Here is a 21,452-nt window from a genome sequence, read left to right as displayed (position 1 = left end):
CGGTTCAGCCTGCCTTGGCCTGGCGCTCTGCGCGCAGGTTGCGGGCCAAGAGATCCATCGCCGCCATCCGCACAGCGACGCCCATCTCGACCTGTTCCTGAATGACTGAGCGGTTGATGTCATCTGCCAGCGTGCCGTCGATCTCCACCCCCCGGTTCATCGGGCCGGGATGCATGACAATGGCATCGGGCTTCGCCAGTGCGAGCTTGGCAGCGTCGAGGCCATAGCGGTGGTAGTATTCGCGTTCCGAGGGGATGAAGCCGCCGTCCATCCGTTCTTTCTGCAGGCGCAGCATCATCACCACATCCACGTCCTTCAGCCCTTCGCGCATGTCGTCATAGATTTCTGCGCCGAATTCGGCGAACTGGCCGGGCACCAGGGTGGGCGGGCCAATCAGGCGGATGCGGTTTTCCATCTTGCCGAGCAGGATCAGGTTGGAGCGCGCCACGCGGGAATGCGCGATGTCGCCGCAGATGGCGATGTTCAGCCGGTGCAGACGCCCTTTGGAACGGCGGATGGTCAGCGCGTCCAGCAGGGCCTGGGTGGGGTGTTCATGCTTGCCGTCGCCAGCATTCAGCACCGCGCAGTTCACTTTCTGGGCCAGCAGATCCACCGCGCCGGAATGCGGGTGGCGCACCACCAAGAGGTCCGGGTGCATCGCATTCAGCGTCATCGCGGTGTCGATCAGGGTCTCACCCTTTTTGATCGAGGATGCTTGCATTGCCATGTTCATGACATCCGCCCCCAGTCGCTTGCCGGCCAGCTCAAAACTGGCCTGCGTGCGGGTGGAATTCTCGAAGAACATGTTGATCTGGGTAAGGCCTGCCAGAACGTCGGAATGCTTCTCGGGGCGGCGGTTCAACGCGACGTAATCGTCTGCCAGGTCGAGGATCGCGGTGATCTCATGTGGTTTCAGCGGTTCGATGCCAAGCAGGTGGCGGTGTTCGAAGGACATAGGGGGCAGCTCCGCTTGATTTGCGGGTTCTTATAGGCGGGGTGGTGCCGTGCGGCAAGGCTGAGCAGGCCAGGGAGGACGGTCCCGCGCGCTCGCCGGAGTATTTGCACAAAGAAGCAGGGTTTGACGGAGAATACTTGGGGGCGGGGTGTTCCGCTTGCCTGGCGGGCGGGGTAGCTTGGGTGCATGGAATCGGCATTGGATTACTGGAGCGCCAAGGCGCTGTTGGAGTGGCAGGTTGAGCTTGGTGCCACCGAGGCGCTGTGCGACGAACCTGTTGACCGCTATGCGCTGGAGCAGGCGGCCCCCAAGCCGAAACCGGGTGCTGCTCCTGCAGCGCCGCCCAAACCCAAGGAAGTCGACCCCGTCGACGCTGCCAGAAAGGCCGCAAAGGGGGCTGCCTCTCTGTCGGCCTTGCGCGACGCGATGGAAAACTTCAGTCACTGCGAGCTGAAACACGGCGCCCGCAATCTGGTGTTCTGTGATGGTCAGGCGGGGTCTCGGGTGATGATAATTGGCGAAGCGCCGGGCCGCGACGAGGATCTGCAAGGCAAGCCTTTTGTGGGCCGCGCCGGACAGCTTCTGGACAGAATGCTGGAGGCTATCGGTCTCAGCCGGTCTGAAAATGTCTATATTACCAATGTGCTGCCGTGGCGGCCGCCGCAGAACCGTGACCCGCTGCCGGCGGAGATTGCCATGATGACGCCCTTCCTGGAACGGCACGTGGCGCTAGCGGAGCCGGAAGTGCTGGTGCTGATGGGCAACATCAGCTGTCAGGCCATGCTGGGCAAACGCGGCATCACCCGGCTGCGGGGGCAATGGGATCAGGCCTGGGGCAAGCCGGCCATTCCGATGTTCCACCCTGCTTACCTGCTGCGTCAGCCCTTGCAGAAACGGCTGGCCTGGGCCGACCTGCTGGAACTGAAGGCGCGGCTTGGCAGTTTGACCTGAGGCAGCCCATGAAAATTCTTGCATTCTCTGATCTGCACCTCTCAGCGTCCCATGCTGCTGATATTGTGGCAGCCAGCGCGGGTGCGGATCTGGTGATCGGAGCCGGCGATTTCTGCAACATGCGTCAGGGGCTGGACCGGGCGGTGGCCATGCTGTCGGGTCTGAAGGCGCCGATGGTGGCGGTGCCTGGAAATGGTGAAAGTGCGGATGAACTGCGCTCTGCCGGTTTTCCCGGCACTTCTGTATTGCACGGTGAGGGCCTGGATTTTGAAGGGCTGCGCCTGTTCGGGCTGGGGTACGGGGTGCCGGAAACGCCTTTTGGCGGCTGGTCCTGCGACCTGAGCGAGGTTCACGCTGCAGCTATGCTCGCAGCCTGCGATCATGCGGACATAGTCATCTCCCATTCGCCGCCAAAAGGTTTTGGCGATGTGACTTCGGGCGGAGTTTCTGTTGGCTCCACTGCAGTCCGGGCGGCGGCGGAACGGCTCCAGCCGCAGGTGCTGCTGTGCGGGCATGTGCATGATTGCTGGGGCTTTCGCGGCGCTCTGGGAAAGACGCAGGTCGCCAATCTGGGTCCGGCAGCCAACTGGTTCGAGGTGGAGCCGTGATCGATCCTGTTACCTTGCTGGTCTTCATACCGGCTGCGCTGGCGCTGAACCTGACACCTGGTGCGGACATGCTGTTCTGCCTGGGCCAGGGGCTGCGGTCCGGCCGCGCCACGGCGGTGGCGGCCAGCGCAGGTATTTCAGCTGGCAGCATGGTGCATGTGGCGCTGGCCGGGCTTGGGTTGGGGGCGGTGGTCTCTTCCCTGCCGGGGCTGTTTGATGTGATCCGCTGGATCGGCGTTGGCTATCTTGTGTATCTTGCCTGCAGCGCCCTGCGCAGCGGGCCGGTTCGGACCGATATGCCTTCGGTTCCTGCCCGACGGGCGTTCCGCTCCGGCTTCCTTGTCAATTTGGCCAATCCCAAGGTGATCCTCTTTGTGCTGGCATTCGTGCCGCAATTTGTTTTGCCCGAGGCCGGGCCGGTGCTGGTGCAATTCCTGATTTTCGGATTGATCCTGGCTGTGGGCGGGTTCTTTATCAACGGCATGGTGGGCATCTTTGCGGATCAGGCCAGACAGCGGCTGACCGGCTCTGCGGTGTTTGCCCGCTGGCTGAGCCGGATCTCGGCAGGAATATTTGCAGGGCTGGCCGTTCGGCTGGCAGTAATGGAGAGGGCGTAGATGTCCCGGATCGACGAAAGCATGGATTTCATCCCCGTTCGTATCGCGGTGCTGACGGTTTCAGACAGCCGCAAGCTGGAGGAGGACCGGTCCGGACAGGTTCTGGTCGACCGGCTGCAGGCGGCGGGGCACACTTTGGCGGACCGTCAGATCATCCGGGATGAGCGGGCAGAGATTGCGGCGCAGCTGCGTGTCTGGATTGCCGACCCAAAGGTGGATGTGGTGATTTCCACAGGCGGTACGGGGCTGACGGGGCGGGATGTGACGGTAGAAGCGCATCGTGATGTCTATGAAAAGGAAATCGAGGCTTTTGGCACGGTTTTCACTTGGGTTTCGATGCAAAAGATCGGCACCAGCGCCGTGCAGTCGCGGGCAACTGGTGGCGTGGCAGGTGGGACCTATCTGTTTGCGCTGCCCGGCAGCCCCGGGGCCTGCAAGGACGGCTGGGACGAAATCCTGTCAAAACAACTTGATTATCGTCACCGGCCCTGCAATTTCGTGGAAATCATGCCCAGATTGGATGAACATCTGCGGCGGAAGTAACCGCGCGCGGCGTATAACCTCGTAAACCTGCGCGGAAATTCTATATTTTCAAACAAGCGGGGGCCATGCGCAGTTGCGGCATTTGCTCCGCAGCTTGCCATATGAAGTCCCGGCAGCCGCCGCCACCGGAAGGAAGAGACATGCGCTTTTTGCGTCAAAGTATGATGGGGCTTTTCCTGGCGTCGCTGACGGCGGCCCTGTTGCTTTATGCAGGGCATCTGATTTTTGGAGCAATCGACGCGCAGCTGAATGCCGAACGCAAAGTGCCGCCCGTGCGCGAGCGGGTCTATGCTGTGAATGTTGTGACCGCTCAATTGCAGACGGTGGCACCAGAACTCACAGCCTTTGGCCGCGTCGAAAGCCGTCGCACGCTGGAGCTGCGTACAGCTGCTGGCGGCAGGATAGTGCAGCTTTCGGAGGACTTCGAAGAAGGCGGGGCAGTCCGGGCCGGTGAAGTGCTCGTGCAAATCGACCCGGCGGATGCGCAGGCTGCGCTGGACCGCGCCGAGGCCGATATGATGGACGCCCGCGCCGAGGAACGCGATGCGGGCCGGGCGCTGATCCTTGTACAGGACGAACTTCAAGCGACCCAGGATCAGGCGCAGCTGCGTGAACGTGCTTTTCAGCGGCAAGTGGACTTGCAGGAACGCGGTGTCGGGACCGCAGCCACTGTGGAAACCGCCGAACTGGCTGCGGTGCAGGCCCGTCAGACTGTAATTTCGCGCCGTCAGGCGGTCAGCCAGGCAGCGGCGCGCACGGATCAGGCCGCCACCCGGGTAGCACGGGCGCAGATTGCGCTGGATGAAGCGCGCCGCGACCTGGACGATACCACTATCACGGCGGGATTCGACGGTATCCTGCAATCAGTGAGCCTGGTGCAGGGTCGGCTCGTGTCCGCCAATGAAAAACTTGCGGATTTGGTTGACCCGGGATTGCTGGAGGTCGCGTTCCGTGTCTCCACCGCGCAATATGCCCGGCTCCTTGATGGGGACGGCCGCCTGTTGGAAGCCCCCGTACGTGTGCGGCTGGATGCGGCTGGCGCCGGGCTCAGTGCTGAGGGCCGGGTTTCGCGGGCCAGCGGCGCTGCGGGTGACGGGCAGACCGGACGTTTGGTCTATGCCAGTCTCGGCCTGGCTCCGGGATTCAAACCAGAGGATTTCGTAACCGTCCATGTGACAGAGCCAGAGGTCCGCGCGGTCGCACGGGTGCCTGCCTCTGCTCTGGGCGTTGACAGCACTGTGCTGTTGCTGGACGGGAAAGACCGGTTGGAGACGCTTCCTGTCGAGCTGGTGCGGCGCCAGGGCGAAGATGTTCTGATCCGTGGCTTCGGTTTGGAAGGACGTGAAGTTGTGACTGGTCGCACGCCTTTGCTTGGCGCAGGCATCAAAGTGCGCCCACTGCGCCAGGGGGCTGAGGCGCAGGTCCTGCCTGAGTTGATCGAACTGACGTCGGAACGCCGTGCCCGGCTGATGGCGCTGGTTGAGGGTAACAGCCGGATGCCCACTGAGATGAAAGCCAAAATGCTGCAGCAGCTTGCTGAAGCCAAAGTGCCTGCACGACTTGTCAGCCGGATCGAATCCCGGATGGGAGGCTAAAGCACATGGCGCGCAAGCTACCCAGGCCGGCCCGCGGGCTGTTCAGCTATTTCACCCGCCATCGTACTGCGGCCAATCTTCTGCTGCTGATCATGCTGGTGCTGGGCGCGGCGGCGATGCCCAACATGCGCGCGCAGTTCTTTCCTGATGTGATCGTCGAGCGCGTCACAGTATCTGTCGAATGGGACGGTGCCGGCCCCGAGGATGTGGACAGCGCCATCGTACAGGTTCTGGAACCTGCTTTGCTGGCCGTGGACGGCGTAGAGGAAACCTCTTCCATTTCGCGCGAAGGGCAGGCCACCCTGACGCTGGAATTCGAGCCTGGCTCCGACATGGGCCAGGCCACCGACGATGTGCAGACCACAGTGGATGGCATCACAACCCTGCCGGAGGAAGCTGAAGAGCCGGAAGTGCGGCGTGGGGCCTGGCGGGACCGGGTGACGGATGTGGTGATCTCCGGTCCTGTAGGGGCAGGGCAACTGGGCCTCTTTGCGGATGAGCTGGTTGCGCGCCTGTTTGAAGCCGGTGTCACGCGCACCACAATCCGCGGCGTAGCAGCGCCCGAAACCATTGTCGAAGTGCCAACTGCCAAGCTGATTACTCATGACATCACCATGCAGGAGATTGCCGAGGCGATAGCTGCAGAGGTTGATGCCGATCCTGCCGGCGATGTGGCCGGCGCCAATGCGCGGGTGCGCACCGGCAGCGAGAAACGCAAACCGGATGAATTGGCTGCCATTGTCCTGCGCACCAATGCCGACGGTTCGGTGCTGACCATCGCAGATGTGGCGCAGATCCGGGTCGAAGGCGTCGACCGTAACCGGTCTTACTTTGTCGATGACAACCCGGCGATGTCGATCCGGGTGGACCGGTCCGACCAAGGCAATGCCATCCGTTTGCAGGCGCAGGTTCAGGATGTCGTGGATGAGATGCAGGCCAGCCTGCCGCAAGGGGTGTCGGCAGAGCTGATCCGCACCCGGGCCCAGTCGATCACCAACCGGCTGGATATTCTGATTGACAACGGCCTGATGGGTCTGGGCCTGGTGCTGTGCCTTCTGTTTCTGTTTCTGAACACCCGTATTGCCTTTTGGGTGGCGATGGGTATCCCGGCCTCGATGTTTGCCGCTGTTGCCCTTATGTATGCGGCAGGTATCACCATTAACATGGTTAGCCTGTTTGGCCTGATCATCACCCTGGGCATTGTGGTGGATGACGCCATCGTGGTGGGTGAGCATGCCGATTTCCGGGTCCGGCGGCTGGGTGAAAGCCCGATCCAGGCCGCAGAGAACGCAGCCCGGCGCATGGCAATGCCAGTCTTTGCCGCAACCCTTACAACCATCATCGCCTTCTTTGGCCTGACGCTGGTTGGCGGGCGGTTCGGTGAACTGATCCGCGACATCCCTTTCACCGTGATTGCGGTGCTGGCGGCCTCGCTGGTGGAATGCTTCCTGATATTGCCCAACCATATGGCCCATGCGCTGACCCATGCCCAGGCACGGCATTGGTATGACTGGCCGAACAGGATGGTGAACCGCGGGTTCCGCTGGCTGCGCGACCATGCCTTCCGTCCGCTGATGGGCTGGATCGTGACTGCGCGCTACGCGGTGCTGGCTGGCGCGTTGGCAATCCTGGCCAGCCAGGCGGCCCTGTTCATCAATGGCGATGTGCAATGGCGCTTTTTCAATGCGCCCGAGCGCGGCTCGGTCACCGGCAATTTTGCCATGGTGGAGGGCGCCAGCCGCGCTGACACCATGATGATGATGCAGGAAATGCAGCGCGCAGCTGAGGCGCTGGGCGCCGAATACGAAGACCGCTATGGCCGCAACCCGCTGGATTTCGTGATCGCCGAAATCGGCGGCAATGCTGGCCGCGGCCTCAGCGGAGTAGAGGCAAAGGATACGGATCTTCTGGGCGGCATTTCCATCGAACTGATCGACGCCGATCTGCGCCCCTATTCCAGTTTCGCCTTTGTGGCGGAGCTGCAGCAGCGGGTGGCGCGTCACCCGATGGCAGAGACAGTTTCCTTCCGCAGCTGGCGGTCGGGGCCTGGTGGTGATGCATTGGATGTCCAATTCTCAGGCCCCAGCGTGCAGGTGCTGAAAGATGCCTCCGAAGACCTGAAAACCGCATTGCTGCGGTTCCCCGAAGTCTCAGCGGTTGAGGACAATCTTGCCTACGACAAGGAGGAAGTGATCCTCGACCTTACTCCTCAGGGGCAGGCGCTGAACTTCACCATTGGTAGCCTGGGACAGGCGCTGCGGGCACGGCTTAATGGTATCGAGGCCGCGACCTACCCCGATGGTCCGCGCAGTGCCACGATCCGGGTGGAGCTGCCGGAAAATGAACTGACTGCGGACTTTCTGGAACGCACCCTGTTGCGGGCGCCCAGCGGTATTTATGTGCCGCTTGCGGATATTGTGTTCGTCACCCAGCGCACCGGCTTTTCAACTGTGCGGCGTGAAAACGGTATCAGGGTGATCAGCGTGACCGGGGATATCTCAGAGGACGACCCCGCCCGCGCCGAAGCCGTCACTCAGGCGCTTCAGAACGAAATACTGCCAAAAATCGCCAGCGAACGGCAGGTGGAATGGCGCCTGTCCGGGCTGGCAGAGCAGGAGCAGACCTTTCTGCAGGAAGCAGGCGCAGGGCTGATCCTCTGCCTCACCGGGGTTTACCTTGTGCTGTCCTGGATATTCGCCAGCTGGACGCGACCGCTGGTGGTGATGGCAATCATCCCCTTCGGCCTGGTCGGGACCATCTGGGGTCACTACGTGTGGGAGGTGCCGCTCTCCATGTTCACCGTGGTGGGGCTCTTGGGAATGACCGGGATCATCATCAACGATTCTATCGTCCTGGTGACCACCATCGATCAATATGCGCAGGATCGCGGGTTGATCCCGTCGATCATCGACGCGGCGGCAGACCGGCTGCGACCGGTGATGCTGACTACAATGACCACTGTATTGGGCCTTGCACCGCTGCTGTTTGAACGCTCGCAGCAGGCGCAGTTTCTGAAACCTACGGTGATCACGCTGGTTTACGGTTTGGGGTTCGGGATGTTCCTGGTGCTGTTGGTGGTGCCTGCGCTGATCGCCATGCAGCGCGATCTCTCGCGGCCGCTGGCTTCGCTGCGCCGGGCATTGCAGCAAGGGGCAGGGCGGCTGCGCTGGCTGGTGTTGGGCGCGTCTCTGGCGCAGCTGGGCTGGCTTATGATGACGCTGCTATGGGCCATGGCCACCGGCGCGCTGCACCCGGCGTTGCGGTTGGTCCCGACGCTGGCTGCGATGGAGCCTGTCCGTGCCGGGCTTCTGGCCTTTGCCGTCGGGGCGCTGCTGCTGGCGGTGCTGTCCTATGCGGCAGGCGGATTGACTTACCGGCTCAATGCCCGCCAGCGTGCCTGAGCCAGCCGGGCCACTTCGCCCACCTGATCCAGCAGCTGCAAGCCGCGGGATTCGATTTCTGCAACCGGCACCCATTCGGCCTGCTCAGCGTCATCAGCGGGCACCGGTTCGCCGCCTTGGTGCTCGCATAGAACCACTGTCAGCAAGTACTGGCGCTGTACTGCTTCGGTTGCATCGCGGGAAATCACATCCACATTGGTGAGATACTCAAGAGGTGTGGCGGCAACCCCGGTCTCTTCCATCAGTTCGCGGGCGGCGGCCTGCATCGCGGTTTCGCCCATTTCCACATGGCCGCCGGGAAACCCCCACCAGCCCGCCTTCGGTTCCTTGCCGCGCTGCACCAAGATAACGTGATCCTGGCCACCGAAATGGCGGCAGACCACGGCAATTGTGCCCAGAACCGGGCGGGCAGGGCTGTCAGCTGTTCTCATCCGGCGCTGCAGCCGCGAATGTCTACTGCGTGGTTCTGTCCCAGAACGGTGATCCGCAGCTGCGAGCGATCAATGGCGTAAGGCTGGCTGTCGGCGGGCAGAAACTCGGTCTCGGCGATCAGTTGGCCGCCCTCGCGCCGGGTGACGGTTTCACCGGCGAACAGCCTCGGGTTGCCGGGTTCAATCACTGCAATCTCCTCGCCGCCGGCTGAAGGCATCGAGATACGGGCTGTGACCGTCATGCCGTACTGAGACGGCCGCAGGCTGCAGACGGCTTTGCGCACGCCGGCTTCCTTGGCCGACCAGGGGCGGCTTGCCATCGCGGCGGCAATTGCCGGATTGCGGCCCGCGCTGCTGTCCAGTTGGTGATCAAAGGAAAGCTCGGCTGGGACGCAGACATCTTTGCACACCCCCAACTGCATCCGCCCCTTCAGGCGCACGGGCTTGCCGGGCGTTTCTGGCGTGATTTCCACTGGCAGCACCAGCTGGTCATGATAGCCGATGGTGCGGTAGCCGGAAGTCAGGAACACCTGCGGTGACGGCCAGGTGATCGACAACCTGCCGATGTTCCGGGCGCCGCGCCAGGAAAAACTGGGTGGAATGCCAGCATCGCCAGGCGTGCGCCAGTAGGTTTTCCAGCCGGGCTGCAGAGTGATCTTCAGGGCGCTCAATTGAGTTCCGCGCGGGGTCATACCGCCGTCCAGCACTTCGACTTGAACGATATCGCCATCTGCAGCGCCGGAAAGCGCCGGAGTTGCGGTTGCCAGGGTCAGCAGGGCCAAGGCGGCGGCTGCGGATTTGCTCAGCATCTGTTTCATGCGGAAATACATGCGCCTGTCTGGCAGGTTTGCCAAGTCACGATCCGGTCATGGCCCGGCCATCTTGCTGTGTTTGCGGCAAATTTGCCGGAGCCAGGGCAATGTTGCGCGGATGCGCCCCTTGCGCGGCAAGCGGGTGCGCGTCATGGTGGGGGGAGGCAGCAGAAAGACGGAATTTCATGGATCTGACTGGCAAGCTCTTGATTGCAATGCCTGGAATTGGCGATCCGCGGTTTGAGCATTCGGTAATTTTCCTGTGCTCGCACGGAGAGGAAGGCGCAATGGGCTTGATTATCAACAAGCCTGCTGACGGTGTTGAACTTGGCGATCTGCTGGAGCAGCTGGACATGGGCGGCGAGAACAGCGCGGCGTCGGCACTGCCAGTGCGCTTTGGCGGTCCGGTGGAGACGCAGCGCGGATTTGTGCTGCATTCGCCGGACTACGAATCGGATGTGAGTTCACTGAAAGTTCCAGGGGGCTTCTCGATGACCGCGACACTGGACATTCTGGAAGATATCGCCGGAGGGCAGGGGCCGGAACAGCTGCTGGTGCTTCTGGGGTACGCTGGCTGGGGGTCCGGGCAATTGGAGGCGGAAATCGCCATGAACGGCTGGCTGACAGCTGACGCCAGTCCGGAACTGGTATTCGGCCTCGCAGATGACAGCAAATGGGGCGCGGCGTTGAAAACCCTGGGGGTTGATCCGCTGACGCTCTCGGCCAGCGCTGGTCACGCTTGAACGCAACCCGTGACCCAGAGCAGGGAAATCTCCCGCGCGTTTTCTGATTATCAGAGATAATCCTAAAACCCTTGGGCCGGGCGCCCATCTGCGATGGGCGCGGCGCTGTTTGCAGCGTCCAGCGCCTAATCCCGGGGGGCGGCTGCGCGGCGCAGGCGGTCATTGATAGCTTCGCCGAGCCCGTGTTTCGGCACCGGTGCGACAGCGATTGGTTGTCCAATCGCATCGAGCTGGTGGAGATGGCCGAACAAGTTGGCGGCGGCTTCAGCCAGGTCACCGCTTTCAGACAGGTTCAGGTCGCATGTTCCGGGGCCAAAACCGAGAAACAGCTCATCGGTTTCTGGCGCCCCTGCATTCAGTCGCAACGGCGCGCCGGGGGCATAATGTGACAGCAGCTGGCCGGGTGCGGTCAGCGGGTCGTGCATATCCCGTTGCGCCAGCTTGCGGCCCAGAACGGCCTCGATCTCCTCTGCGGCCAGTCCGCCGGGGCGCAGCAGCACCGGCGCTGGCTCTGGCCCCGCCAGTCCAATGTCCGCCAGTCCAATGATAGTGGACTCTAGCCCGACACCGCAGGGGCCGTCGTCGAGAATAGCGGCGATGCGCCCGTCCAGACCCGCTTGCACATGCTGCGCGGTTGTCGGGCTGATCTTGCCCGAGGGGTTGGCAGACGGCGCTGCCACCGGCCCGTCCAGCGCCTGCAGCAGCGCTTGGCCAGCCGGATGCGCAGGCACCCGCACGCCCAGCGTATCCAGTCCGGCCGTGACCAGCGGCGATATTCCGTGCCCCGTCCGTAGCCGCAGCACCAGGGTCAGCGGTCCAGGCCAAAAAGCCGCTGCAAGCTGTTCTGCAACCTCGTTCCATTCCACATAGCGCCGGGCTGCCTCGGCCGAATGGACATGGGCAATCAGCGGATTGAACGATGGCCGCCCCTTGGCTGCATAAATGGCCGCAACCGCTTCGCCTTGCCGGGCATCAGCCCCTAGGCCATAGACCGTCTCGGTCGGGAAGGACACTAGCTGTCCCGCCTGCAGAAGCTGTGCAGCGCGGGAAATGCCGCTTGCCGTTGCGGCGAGAATTTCAGTGTTCTGCTGGGGCATTTAGGGTGACGCGGCGTTTTGGTTGATTGAAAAAGCGGCCCGTTTAGGTAATCGGACAAGCCATAGACAATAATGGGCCTGCTCCGGGAAGCCAAGACTGCCCGTGCAGACACGCCCTGAAAAGCCCGTCAAAGGACTGCCATGACCTTCCGCGCCCCTGTTTCTGAATATGAGTTTTTACTGAACAACGTAGTTGACTACGCTAGTATTCCGGCAACGGGCCGGTTTGCCGAGGCAACATATGATATGGTGAGCGCAGTCCTGAGCGAGGCGGGCAAGCTGTGCGACGGGGTTCTGGCGCCACTGCAGCGCAATGGCGACCTTCATCCTGCGCATCTTAAAAATGGGGTGCTGCGCTCCGCGCCCGGATTTGACAGCGGCTATCAAGCCATTGCGGAGGGGGGCTGGGTCGGCATCAGCGCACCGCAGGGGCACGGCGGCATGGGGCTGCCGCAGACAGTTGCCATTGCCGTGAATGAGATGATGGCAGGGGCCTGTATGTCGCTGCATCTGGCACCACTGCTAAGCCAGGGCCAGATTGAAGCACTGGAGCACCACGCTTCAGATGCAATCAAAGAACTGTATCTGCCCAAGCTGATCTCTGGCGAATGGTCCGGGACCATGAACCTGACTGAGCCTCAGGCAGGTTCCGACGTTGGCGCGCTCAGCTCCAAGGCGGTGGCGAACGGGGATGGCACCTATGCCGTCTCCGGCCAGAAAATCTTTATCTCCTGGGGTGACAACGATCTTTGCAGCAATGTCTGCCACCTGGTGCTGGCACGGCTGCCGGACGGGGTGCCGGGCACCAAGGGGATTTCGCTGTTTCTGGTTCCGAAATACCTGCCGGATGCGGAGGGCAATCCGGGCAAGGTCAATGACCTGAAGGTCGTCAGCCTGGAACATAAGATGGGCCTGCATGGCTCCCCCACTTGCGTCATGCAGTACGACGGCGCCACTGGCTGGCTGGTCGGGGCAGAGCACGGCGGCATGGCGGCGATGTTCACCATGATGAACAACGCCCGTCTGGGGGTTGGTGGCCAGGGTGTCGGCGCAGGCGAGGGCGCCTATCAGCACGCGCTGGCTTATGCGCTGGAGCGCAAGCAGGGACGTACCGCCAGCGGCTTCATCGCTGACCATGCGGATGTGCGCCGGATGCTGATGGAGATGAAGGCAGACCTCTTTGCCTCCCGGGCGATCCTGCTGGCCTGTGCGCGCGCCATCGATATGGAGACCGCCACTGGCGGGAAAGACTGGGCCGCCCGCGCGGCTTTTCTGACACCGATTGCCAAGGCCTTTGGCACCGACACCGGCATCCGGGTTTCGGAAGCCGGGGTGCAGGTCTTTGGCGGTATGGGCTTTATCGAGGAATCCGGCGCCGCACAGTATTACCGGGACGTGCGTGTGACCTCGATCTACGAAGGCACCAATGGCATCCAGTCGATGGACTTGGTGGCGCGCAAGATGATGGATGGCGGCGAGATGGCCTTTGCCCTGCTTGATGAGGTGGAGGAGCAGGCCGAACGCGCCCGTGCCACGCATCCGAATATGGCCGAAGCCGTCTGGCAGGCCTGTGAGAGTCTGCGTGAGGCCACGGAATGGCTGGTGGCGCAGCAGGATATGCAGGACCGGTTTGCCGGCTGTGTTCCCTACTTGCGTGCCTTCGCACGGGTGCTGGGCGGTCAGTACCATCTGGCCGCAGCAATGGCGGATCAGGGTGGCCCGCGTGAGAAACTTGCGCGTTTCTACATCACCCGGATGCTGCCGGAACACAGCGCGCTTCTGGCCCATGCACAGGCCGGCGCCGCGGGCGCCTTTGCGCTCAGCCTCGACGAACTGGCAGGCTGAAACCATGACCGATATCCCCGACGTCTCCCCCCGTACCCCCTGGGCAGAGCCGCCCGCCGCAGGCGAGGCCATCGAGGTGGCCGACGGCGTGCTCTGGATGCGGCAGCCGCTGCCGATGAAACTGGATCACGTCAATATCTACGCGTTGGATGAGGGCGACAGCTGGACCGTGATCGACACCGGCTTTAACTCCCGCAAAAGCCGCGGCATCTGGGAAACGCTGATGGCGGGTCCGCTGCAGGGCAAGCCGGTCAGCCGGGTCGTTGTGACCCATCACCATCCTGACCACATCGGCCTGGCAGGCTGGTTCCAGTCGCAGCACGGAGCCGAACTGGTCACCACGCGAACCGCCTGGCTGTTTGCCCGCATGTTGACGCTGGATGTGCAGGAGGTCTGGCCGGAAGAAACGCTGGCCTATTACCGCAGCGCCGGCATGGCGTCCGAGGTCTATGAGAAGCGCATCAGCGACCGGCCCTTCAACTTTGCCGACACTGTGCATCCGATGCCACTGGGCTTTACCCGCATCAAGCAGGGCGATGTGATCCGTATGGGTGGCCGCGATTGGGATGTGCATACCGGCAATGGCCACGCGCCAGAGCACGCGACGTTTTGGAGCCGCGACGACAACCTGGTGATCACCGGCGACCAGATCCTCTCGACCATCAGCCCCAACATCGGCGTTTATGCCACTGAACCCATGGCGGACCCATTGGGAGAATGGCTGGAGTCCTGTGAAAGGCTGGCGAAACTGGCACGCCCCGATCATCTGGCCCTTGGCGGCCACAAACTGCCGTTCTCGCGCCTGCCGCTCAGGATGCAGCAGCTGATCGGCAACCACCACGGCGCGTTGGAGCGGCTGATGGATCACCTTTCCGTGCCGCGCACAGCGGCTGATTGCTTTGCGCCCCTGTTCAAGCGCACAATCGGCGAAAGTGAGTACGGGCTTGCACTGGTTGAAGCAGTGGCCCATGTAAATCATCTGTACCACACCGGCCAGGTGGAACGCTGGAAGCGCGAAGACGGCGCCTGGCTGTATCAAAGCAAGGGGTGATGTACCCCGGATAGGGGAGAGCATGGATAACGAGATTTCAACCAGCGCCGAAGCGGCCGAGGCCGCAATTCTGCCCTGTGTGCATGAGGTGCACGCCGACCCGGAAGCTTGTGCGGGCCTGACCAAGGTGCCGGAAAAACTGCAGCAGCAGGACGCGGCCAAAAGTCCGGCGCGCTGGGCCTATGAGCGGCTGATCCTTTATATCCAGAATTTCGAACAGCAGTTGGACAATGAACACGAAGTGGCCATGGGGTTCACCGGCGGCGATGCCGGGGTGCTGCGGATCGAAGGCATGGGGTATTTTGATCCGGATATCGTGACCTTCTACGGCAGCGATGCCGGTGGGCGCACCCAGCTGGTGCAGCATGTCAGCCAGCTGAATGTCATGCTGCGCGCCGTCCCCAAGGCGGTGGAAGAGGCGCCTGCGAACCGGATCGGATTCCGTTTGGCCTCTGATCTGGAAAACAGCTGAGCCGCAGCAGGCGGCGCGATTCGCTGCACAGGCCGCGATGGCCGCACAGCTGTCGTATTTCCAGGGTTTTCCGGGGGCATTTCCCCCGGATGCGCCTGAATGACGTGGTGACAGAGCGCAGCAAATCCGGTAATCAGCGAAAAAATGCACGTGAACTTGAGGGATAAAACAAATGGCTGAACATCAGCACGGCAGCATGGACATCACCGTTCAGGAGAAGATGTTCTCGAGCTTCATGACCTTCGTGACCCGTTTCTGCATTGCGATGGTCTTTCTGGCGCTGTTCCTGGCGATTTTTGCCACCTGATCCGGGACGATAATGATGCGCAACCTGCTCTGCCTCGGCGCGATGATGCTGGCGCTTGCGGGTTGTGCGGCGCCGCAGCAGCCAAATGCGGATGCCGGCACCCTGGCCAAGGCGTCCTACCGCCACGCGGGTCCGGCGACGCTGACCCTTTATACGATGATCAATAACCGCACGGGGCGGGGTGGTCACACGTCGCTGATGATCAACGCGTCGGAACGGGTGATCTTCGACCCCGCAGGTTCATTCTACGCTTCAGCGGTGCCAGAGCGGAATGACGTCCTGTACGGCATTACTCCTGCAGTTGAAAAGGCCTATCGCGGCGCCCATGCCCGCAGCACTTTCCATGTCGTGGTGCAGCAGGTTGAAGTCACCCCGGAACAGGCCCAGAAAGCGTATCAGCTGGCCGTGACCAACGGTCGCGTGCCCGGTGCTTATTGTGCACAGGCCACCATCGGCATCCTGCAGCAGATCCCGGGGTTCGAGAGTCTCGATCGTACTTTTTATCCCGATAAACTGTCTGAACAGTTCGGCCGTCTCCCCGGCGTTTCGACCGAACGTTATTATGAAAATGACAGTGCAGACCTGCAGACGGGCATCACCAAGAGCGACGCAGCACTAACTGCAGCCGAGTAACGCTTTGCCCCGGCGTTGCCGGGTCAGGCCGCGAGATACAAGAGCAGCAGGCACAATCCGCCAGTGCCAAGGCCGATCAGCACATTGCGGGTCAGATATCCTGCGGCCAAGGTCACTGCACCGGCTGCAAAATGCATCAGACTGGGATCACCGCCAGTCGGGGCAGGCCAGACCACCAGCGGCGCCACCAGCGCCGGGATGATTGCCACAGCCGTGTAGCGCAGATGCCGCATCAGCCAGTCAGGGATGGGTTTGCCACCCATGAAGCCGATAAAGCCAAAGCGCAAAGCAAAGCTGCCAAGCGTCAGCCCGGCGATCACGGTCCACAATAGATGCGGTGGAATGCTGTTCATTTCCCGTGCTCCTGCTTGGTCTTTTGCCGTTCCAGCCACAGTTCCGCCTGGGCGCCTGCAATCATGCCGGCAATCCCCGCAACGATCAGGCCCAGATTATAGGGCAGGGCAGAAGCCGGCAGTGCAGCCGCCACAGCGACGAAACAGGCCACCACATGCGCCGGGGTGCGCAGCATCGGGCCGATCATCGCCAGAAACGCCAGCGGCAGGACAAAATCCACCCCCCAGCTCTCTGGAATGCGGGTGCCGACCAGCGCCCCCAGCGCTGTGGCAGTCACCCAGGTCGGGGCGATCAGCCCGTTGGTGCCAAAGAAATAGGCCATCCGCTGCGCCAGCGGCATCTTGGGTTCCTGTTCAAACTGCACGATCGACAGCGCATAGGACTGGTCGACAATGAAATAGGCTGCAATCGCCCGCTGCCACATCGGGGCGTCACCCAGATAGGGCGTCAGCGACGCCGAATACATCGCCATCCGCAGATTTACGGCCAGTGCCGAGAGCAGGATAATTATCAGCGGCGCATTCTCCTGCATCAGCTGCAGCGCGGTGAATTGCGCCGCACCGGCGAAGACTGCCAGCGAAAACGCAAATGCCTCCGGTACGATCAGCCCCGCCTCTGCCGCAAGCACCCCAAACAGGAAGCCAAACGGAGAGGCCATGAACACAAACGGCGCGCTGTCGCGGAAGCCTTTCCAAAAGGCTGATTTGGTGGTGGTGATTGCCATCAGCGCGTCCTAAATTGCCTGCAACCGGCCTACGGCGGACGCAGAAGGAATGCAATTGGTGAGTATGGATATCACGTCAGAATATCTGATCGCGCCCGGCGTCGCCAACCCGCGGCTCACGCGCGCCGTCACCGGCACCGACCAGAATGGCGAAACCAGCGAGATCGCAGTGGTCGAGGAGCGCCCGCTGACCATCTTCCTGAATTCCCAGGAAATCGTCACTGCCATGACCATCGGCGACTACCCGGAATATCTGGCGCTTGGCTTCCTGCGTAATCAGGGCATGCTGCGGAACGAAGATGAGGTCACCCGCGTCGACTATGACGAGGATCTGGAGACCGTGGTTGTGCGCACCGCGGTGGAAACCAGCCACGAGGAGAAGCTGAAGAAGAAGACCCGCACCTCCGGCTGCGCCGTCGGCACCGTCTTCGGCGACATGATGGAGGGGCTGGAGGACGTGCGCTTGCCTGAGGTGGAGGTGAAAACCTCCTGGCTCTACACGCTGGCGCATAAGATCAACCGCACGCCCTCGCTGTACCTTGAGGCCGGAGCCATTCATGGCACCGTTCTCTGCCAACAGGAGCGCCCGCTTGTCTATATGGAGGACGTCGGCCGCCACAACGCGGTGGACAAGATTGCGGGCTGGATGCTGTCCGAGCAGGCAGAGGCGGCAGACAAGATCCTCTACACCACAGGGCGGCTGACCTCGGAAATGGTGATCAAAACCGCGATGATGGGCATTCCGGTGCTGGCGTCCCGCTCAGGCTTCACCGCCTGGGGCGTCGAGATCGCCCGCGAGGTTGGCCTGACCCTGATCGGCCGGATGCGCGGCCAGCGGTTTATCTGCCTTGCGGGCGAGGAGCGGCTGGTGCGCGACATGGACCCGAAGGATGCGCCGGTTGAGGAAAAGAAGCACCGTAGGAAGAGTGCGGGATGATTGGCGCAATTGAACGCGGAGGGCAGTACCCGGCCGCAGGTGGAAGCGTAGCGCCCGACAATGGAGGCGGTCGGGCAGTGCCCGGTGTGCCTCCAGGCGAGTCGCATTTGGAGCAGACTGATGAAGCATGAACCCCTCGGCGTAATCCTCGCAGGCGGCCTTGCCACCCGGATGGGCGGTGGCGACAAAGGGCGGCTGCAGGTCGGCGGCCAAAGCCTGCTGTCCCGTGTCGTGGACCGGTTGTCTCCGCAGGTCGCGGGCCTGACGCTCAACGCCAATGGCGATCCTGAGCGCTTCGCTGATCTAGGCCTGCCGGTCATAGCTGACTCGATTGAAGGCTTTGCTGGTCCGCTGGCAGGCGTTCTGGCGGGCCTTGACTGGGCGGCAGAGCAGGGGGCGGACAGCATCGTCACTGCTGCTGCCGACACGCCCTTTTTTCCGCAGGATCTGGCGGCCCGGCTGACTGCCGCTGCGGAAGGCATGGAGCATCCGTTGGCGCTGGCCACCACACCGCGCACCGGCGACGAGGCGCTGAAATCCGGCGGCGGCAAGCGGATCAACCGGCACCCGGCCTTTGGCCTCTGGCCCGTTGCCTTGCGCGATGATCTGCGCGCAGCGCTGCAGGATGGCCTGCGCAAGGTGGTTCTATGGACGGACCAGCACGGCGGTCGCGAAGCCCTGTTCGAGTCTGATCCCTTTGACCCTTTCTTCAACATCAACACGCCGGATGATCTGGCCAGGGCTGTGGCACTGCTGAAATGAAGATCTACGGCGTCACCGGCTGGAAAAACAACGGCAAGACTGGGCTGATGGAGCGGTTGGTGGCAGAGTTCTGCGCTCGGGGCCTCACCGTTTCGACGCTGAAGCACGCGCATCACGCAACGGATGTGGACCATCCCGGTACCGACAGTTTCCGCCATCGGCAGGCGGGCGCTTCCGAAGTGGTACTGGCCTCACCCAACCGGGTCGCCATCATGCAGGAGCTGCGCGGGGCAGGGGAGCCGTCCTTTACCGAGCTGCTGTCGCGCCTGCGTCCCGTTGATCTGATCCTGGTCGAGGGTTTCAAGCGCGAAGCCCACCCCAAGATCGAAGCCTACCGCACCGCCGCAGGCCAGCCGCTGATTGCGCCCGATGATCCTACCATCCGGGCAGTGGCCAGCGACGTGCCGCTGCATCTGGACCGGCCGGTCTTTGATCTGAACGATACAGCAGCTGTCGCTGATTTCATCCAGTCGGACTTGACGATGTGAGCCGCTGGCAGACATTTGCTATGGTGGACTGGTCCGGCGGCAACGACCGTGGGGCGAAGCCCAAAAAGGATGCCATCTGGGCCTGCGTAATGCGCGAGGGTGCTGCCGAAGACCCGGTTTACCTGCGGAACCGGCAATTGGCGGAAGACTGGCTAGTGAAGCTTGTGGAGGTCGAACTCAGCGCAGGCCGAAAGCTGTTTCTGGGCTTCGATTTCCCATTCGGCTACCCGGCAGGCTTTGCGCAGGCGCTGACCGGTTCGGCTGATCCACTGGACCTTTGGACGTGGCTCGAAGACCGTGTTGAGGACAGCCCGCAGGCCAACAACCGCTTTGATCTTGCCGGCGAAATCAACCGCAGCTTCGGCGGGCAGGGGCCGTTTTGGGCCAATGCCCTGAAACGGAACATCAATGGGCTGCCGCGCACCAAGGCGGAATACGGCAACCCTTTCCCGGACCGGCGCGCGGTGGAGCATCTGGCCAAAGGCAGTTTCACCTGCTGGCAGATGGCGGGCGCCGGCGCGGTGGGCAGCCAGGTAATGATGGGGCTGCCGGTGCTGGCGCGCCTGCGTCGCCGTTTTGCCGGGCAAGTGGCGGTCTGGCCGTTTGAAGAACTGGGCAAACCTGTGGCCCTTGTCGAAATCTGGCCGTCGCTCAATCTTGGCCAGCCACCGGCCGGTCTCATCAAGGATGCCTGGCAGGTTCAACAGGTCGCACTGGAACTTGCCGCCAAGCCTGTGGCAGAACTGGAGCGGCTTTTGAATATCTGCGCGCCCGAAGAGGGCTGGATCCTGGGAGTGGAACCGCAATGACCCTGACACCGCCGCCGCTCAGTAATGATTGTTTCGCACTGCCTGCGGGCGTGAACTGGACACCGGTTGATGAAGCGCTTGCGCTGCTGCGGGACCGGCTGGGACCGGTCACCGGCGCTGAAACCGTGCCCCTGGCCAATGCTTTGGGCCGGGTGCTGGCACAGGATGCAGTGGCGAAACGCGCCAATCCACCGCTGCCAAACACGGCGGTGGACGGCTATGGCTTTGCTGGCGGCAAACCGGAAGGTCCGCATGTGCTGCCGCTGGTGGCGGGTCGGGCTGCGGCGGGCGTGCCGTTTGACGCGCAAGTGCCCGCAGGCCGCGCCATCCGGGTTTTGACAGGTGCGGCACTGCCCGACGGCGTGGATACCGTTATCCTGGAGGAAGACGTTAACACCGACGGTACACAAATCGCCTTTAACGGCCCCCTGAAACACGGCGCCAATACCCGCAAGGCGGGCGAGGATGTCTGCGCCGATGACGTCATCCTGCCCGCAGGCCGGGTCATAACCCCTGCCGATCTTGCACTGGCTTCGGCCACCGGGCTGGCAGAGCTGACGGTCCGGCTGCCGCTGCGCGTGGGGGTGCTCTCCACCGGCGACGAACTGGTTGAGGCCGGGGCGCCTGCAGGCAGGGGGCAGATTTTCGATGCCAATCGACCAATGCTGTTGGCGCTGATCCGCCAGTTGGGTTTTGTGCCGGTGGATCTGGGCAAAGCTGTGGACAACCGGGAAGCCCTGCGTGCGCATCTGGATGGTGCCGTATCGCGCACGGATATGATTCTGACCTCGGGCGGCGCCTCTGCCGGCGATGAGGACCATATGTCAGCGCTCCTGCAGGAGGCGGGTGCAATGCAGGAATGGCGCATTGCGCTGAAGCCCGGCCGCCCGCTGGCGCTGGGCATGTGGCAGGGCACGCCGGTCTTCGGCCTGCCGGGCAACCCGGTTGCAGCCTTGGTCTGCACGCTGATCTTTGCCCGCCCTTCCATGGGGCTTCTGGCGGGTGCGGGCTGGCAGGCGCCGCAGGGGTTTGAAGTTCCTGCTGCCTTTGAAAAACGAAAGAAACCGGGCCGCCGCGAATACCTGCGGGCACGGATGCGGGATGGCAAGGCCGAAGTATTCAAATCCGAAGGCTCCGGCCGCATCAGCGGCCTCAGCTGGGCGGAAGGGCTGGTGGAACTTGGCGACGGTGCGGCTGAGATCAGGCCGGGCGATCCTGTGCGCTTCCTCCCCTATGGCAGCTTTTTCATGTAATCGGAGCACTCCCGCCGGCGCAACTGCGCATTAAAGATGCTTGCCCGCCGTTGGGCCGGGCGCC

23 protein-coding genes are annotated in these 21,452 nt (G+C 62.6%); 17 read left to right on the top strand and 6 right to left on the bottom strand.

All coding sequences use genetic code 11. The annotated features are described in order from the left end of the window. Positions 1-4 precede the first annotated feature (4 nt). The gene (locus ACP151_RS05600; protein ID WP_260017571.1) at positions 5-955 is read right to left on the bottom strand and encodes an aspartate carbamoyltransferase catalytic subunit; all 951 of its coding nucleotides are present in this window, start codon (positions 953-955) and stop codon (positions 5-7) included. A gap of 186 nt (positions 956-1,141) precedes the next feature. Here ACP151_RS05600 and ACP151_RS05595 point away from each other — a divergent pair, with 186 nt between their 5' ends. The 6 genes from ACP151_RS05595 (at position 1,142) to ACP151_RS05570 (ending at position 8,670) form a co-directional block, all read left to right on the top strand. Further along, positions 1,142-1,906: a uracil-DNA glycosylase gene (locus ACP151_RS05595; protein WP_424977875.1), complete on the top strand. Its 765-nt coding sequence runs from the start codon at positions 1,142-1,144 to the stop codon at positions 1,904-1,906. An 8-nt stretch (positions 1,907-1,914) separates the two neighbouring features. Beyond that, positions 1,915-2,514, top strand: coding sequence for a metallophosphoesterase family protein (locus ACP151_RS05590; RefSeq protein WP_424977874.1), 600 nt, complete (start codon positions 1,915-1,917; stop codon positions 2,512-2,514). Further along, on the top strand, positions 2,511-3,131 hold the full coding sequence (locus ACP151_RS05585) for a LysE family translocator (RefSeq protein ID WP_424977873.1): 621 nt from the start codon (positions 2,511-2,513) through the stop codon (positions 3,129-3,131). The genes ACP151_RS05590 and ACP151_RS05585 overlap by 4 nt, the downstream gene beginning before the upstream one ends. Then, positions 3,132-3,674 (top strand): molybdenum cofactor biosynthesis protein B, encoded by a 543-nt coding sequence (gene moaB / locus ACP151_RS05580; RefSeq protein WP_424977872.1) that lies wholly within the window; start codon positions 3,132-3,134, stop codon positions 3,672-3,674. Between the two features lie 140 nt (positions 3,675-3,814). Then, positions 3,815-5,269, top strand: coding sequence for an efflux RND transporter periplasmic adaptor subunit (locus tag ACP151_RS05575; protein ID WP_424977871.1), 1,455 nt, complete (start codon positions 3,815-3,817; stop codon positions 5,267-5,269). A gap of 5 nt (positions 5,270-5,274) precedes the next feature. After that, the gene (locus ACP151_RS05570) at positions 5,275-8,670 is read left to right on the top strand and encodes an efflux RND transporter permease subunit (RefSeq protein ID WP_424977870.1); all 3,396 of its coding nucleotides are present in this window, start codon (positions 5,275-5,277) and stop codon (positions 8,668-8,670) included. Here the strand turns inward: ACP151_RS05570 and ACP151_RS05565 are convergent. Together ACP151_RS05565 and ACP151_RS05560 are read right to left on the bottom strand one after the other, a co-directional pair. Continuing rightward, positions 8,640-9,101 carry an NUDIX hydrolase gene (locus ACP151_RS05565; protein ID WP_424977869.1) on the bottom strand — a complete coding sequence of 154 codons (462 nt, stop codon included), beginning with the start codon at positions 9,099-9,101 and terminating at the stop codon, positions 8,640-8,642. The two genes, ACP151_RS05570 and ACP151_RS05565, sit on opposite strands and share 31 nt — an antisense overlap. After that, positions 9,098-9,919 carry a protein-disulfide reductase DsbD domain-containing protein gene (locus ACP151_RS05560; protein WP_424977868.1) on the bottom strand — a complete coding sequence of 274 codons (822 nt, stop codon included), beginning with the start codon at positions 9,917-9,919 and terminating at the stop codon, positions 9,098-9,100. Before ACP151_RS05560 ends, ACP151_RS05565 begins: the two co-directional genes overlap by 4 nt. Before the next feature lie 179 nt (positions 9,920-10,098). Here ACP151_RS05560 and ACP151_RS05555 point away from each other — a divergent pair, with 179 nt between their 5' ends. Beyond that, positions 10,099-10,656 carry a YqgE/AlgH family protein gene (locus ACP151_RS05555; protein ID WP_424977867.1) on the top strand — a complete coding sequence of 186 codons (558 nt, stop codon included), beginning with the start codon at positions 10,099-10,101 and terminating at the stop codon, positions 10,654-10,656. 125 nt (positions 10,657-10,781) lie between these two features. On the opposite strand, the gene ACP151_RS05550 is transcribed toward ACP151_RS05555, so the two are convergent. Next, a complete protein-coding gene (locus ACP151_RS05550; RefSeq protein WP_424977866.1) occupies positions 10,782-11,753 on the bottom strand; it encodes an L-threonylcarbamoyladenylate synthase in 972 nt (323 codons plus the stop codon). A 141-nt stretch (positions 11,754-11,894) separates the two neighbouring features. Here ACP151_RS05550 and ACP151_RS05545 point away from each other — a divergent pair, with 141 nt between their 5' ends. The 5 genes from ACP151_RS05545 to ACP151_RS05525 all read left to right on the top strand — a co-directional run bounded on the left by ACP151_RS05545 (position 11,895) and on the right by ACP151_RS05525 (position 16,061). Further along, positions 11,895-13,598, top strand: a complete 1,704-nt coding sequence (locus ACP151_RS05545; protein ID WP_424977865.1) for an acyl-CoA dehydrogenase — start codon at positions 11,895-11,897, stop codon at positions 13,596-13,598. Between the two features lie 4 nt (positions 13,599-13,602). After that, a complete protein-coding gene (locus ACP151_RS05540) occupies positions 13,603-14,649 on the top strand; it encodes an MBL fold metallo-hydrolase (RefSeq protein ID WP_424977864.1) in 1,047 nt (348 codons plus the stop codon). A gap of 22 nt (positions 14,650-14,671) precedes the next feature. Then, on the top strand, positions 14,672-15,121 hold the full coding sequence (locus ACP151_RS05535; RefSeq protein WP_424977863.1) for a DUF6173 family protein: 450 nt from the start codon (positions 14,672-14,674) through the stop codon (positions 15,119-15,121). Between the two features lie 172 nt (positions 15,122-15,293). After that, entirely contained in the window at positions 15,294-15,428 is a 135-nt protein-coding gene (locus tag ACP151_RS05530; protein WP_424977862.1) for an aa3-type cytochrome c oxidase subunit IV, read from the top strand. Between the two features lie 15 nt (positions 15,429-15,443). Further along, positions 15,444-16,061, top strand: a complete 618-nt coding sequence (locus ACP151_RS05525) for a hypothetical protein (RefSeq protein ID WP_424978018.1) — start codon at positions 15,444-15,446, stop codon at positions 16,059-16,061. Positions 16,062-16,084: 23 nt separating this feature from the next. Here the strand turns inward: ACP151_RS05525 and ACP151_RS05520 are convergent, their stop codons facing one another. After that, entirely contained in the window at positions 16,085-16,414 is a 330-nt protein-coding gene (locus ACP151_RS05520; RefSeq protein ID WP_424977861.1) for an AzlD domain-containing protein, read from the bottom strand. Then, positions 16,411-17,139, bottom strand: a complete 729-nt coding sequence (locus tag ACP151_RS05515; RefSeq protein ID WP_424977860.1) for an AzlC family ABC transporter permease — start codon at positions 17,137-17,139, stop codon at positions 16,411-16,413. Before ACP151_RS05515 ends, ACP151_RS05520 begins: the two co-directional genes overlap by 4 nt. Positions 17,140-17,203: 64 nt before the next feature. On the opposite strand from ACP151_RS05515, the gene fdhD reads away from it, so the two are divergent. The 5 genes from fdhD to glp all read left to right on the top strand — a co-directional run bounded on the left by fdhD (position 17,204) and on the right by glp (position 21,388). Then, positions 17,204-18,076 carry a formate dehydrogenase accessory sulfurtransferase FdhD gene (gene fdhD, locus ACP151_RS05510; protein WP_424978017.1) on the top strand — a complete coding sequence of 291 codons (873 nt, stop codon included), beginning with the start codon at positions 17,204-17,206 and terminating at the stop codon, positions 18,074-18,076. Between the two features lie 120 nt (positions 18,077-18,196). Beyond that, entirely contained in the window at positions 18,197-18,838 is a 642-nt protein-coding gene (gene mobA, locus ACP151_RS05505; RefSeq protein ID WP_424977859.1) for a molybdenum cofactor guanylyltransferase MobA, read from the top strand. Then, entirely contained in the window at positions 18,835-19,326 is a 492-nt protein-coding gene (mobB, locus tag ACP151_RS05500; RefSeq protein WP_424977858.1) for a molybdopterin-guanine dinucleotide biosynthesis protein B, read from the top strand. Before mobA ends, mobB begins: the two co-directional genes overlap by 4 nt. Then, positions 19,323-20,135, top strand: coding sequence for a molybdopterin guanine dinucleotide synthesis (locus ACP151_RS05495; RefSeq protein WP_424977857.1), 813 nt, complete (start codon positions 19,323-19,325; stop codon positions 20,133-20,135). The genes mobB and ACP151_RS05495 overlap by 4 nt, the downstream gene beginning before the upstream one ends. Beyond that, a complete protein-coding gene (gene glp / locus ACP151_RS05490) occupies positions 20,132-21,388 on the top strand; it encodes a gephyrin-like molybdotransferase Glp (protein WP_424977856.1) in 1,257 nt (418 codons plus the stop codon). Before ACP151_RS05495 ends, glp begins: the two co-directional genes overlap by 4 nt. The last annotated feature ends 64 nt before the right edge of the window (positions 21,389-21,452 follow it).

Origin of the sequence: Leisingera sp. S232 (genome assembly GCF_049800895.1) — a bacterium.
Taxonomy (GTDB): domain Bacteria; phylum Pseudomonadota; class Alphaproteobacteria; order Rhodobacterales; family Rhodobacteraceae; genus Leisingera.
This window is presented reverse-complemented; position numbering and strand designations above follow the sequence as displayed.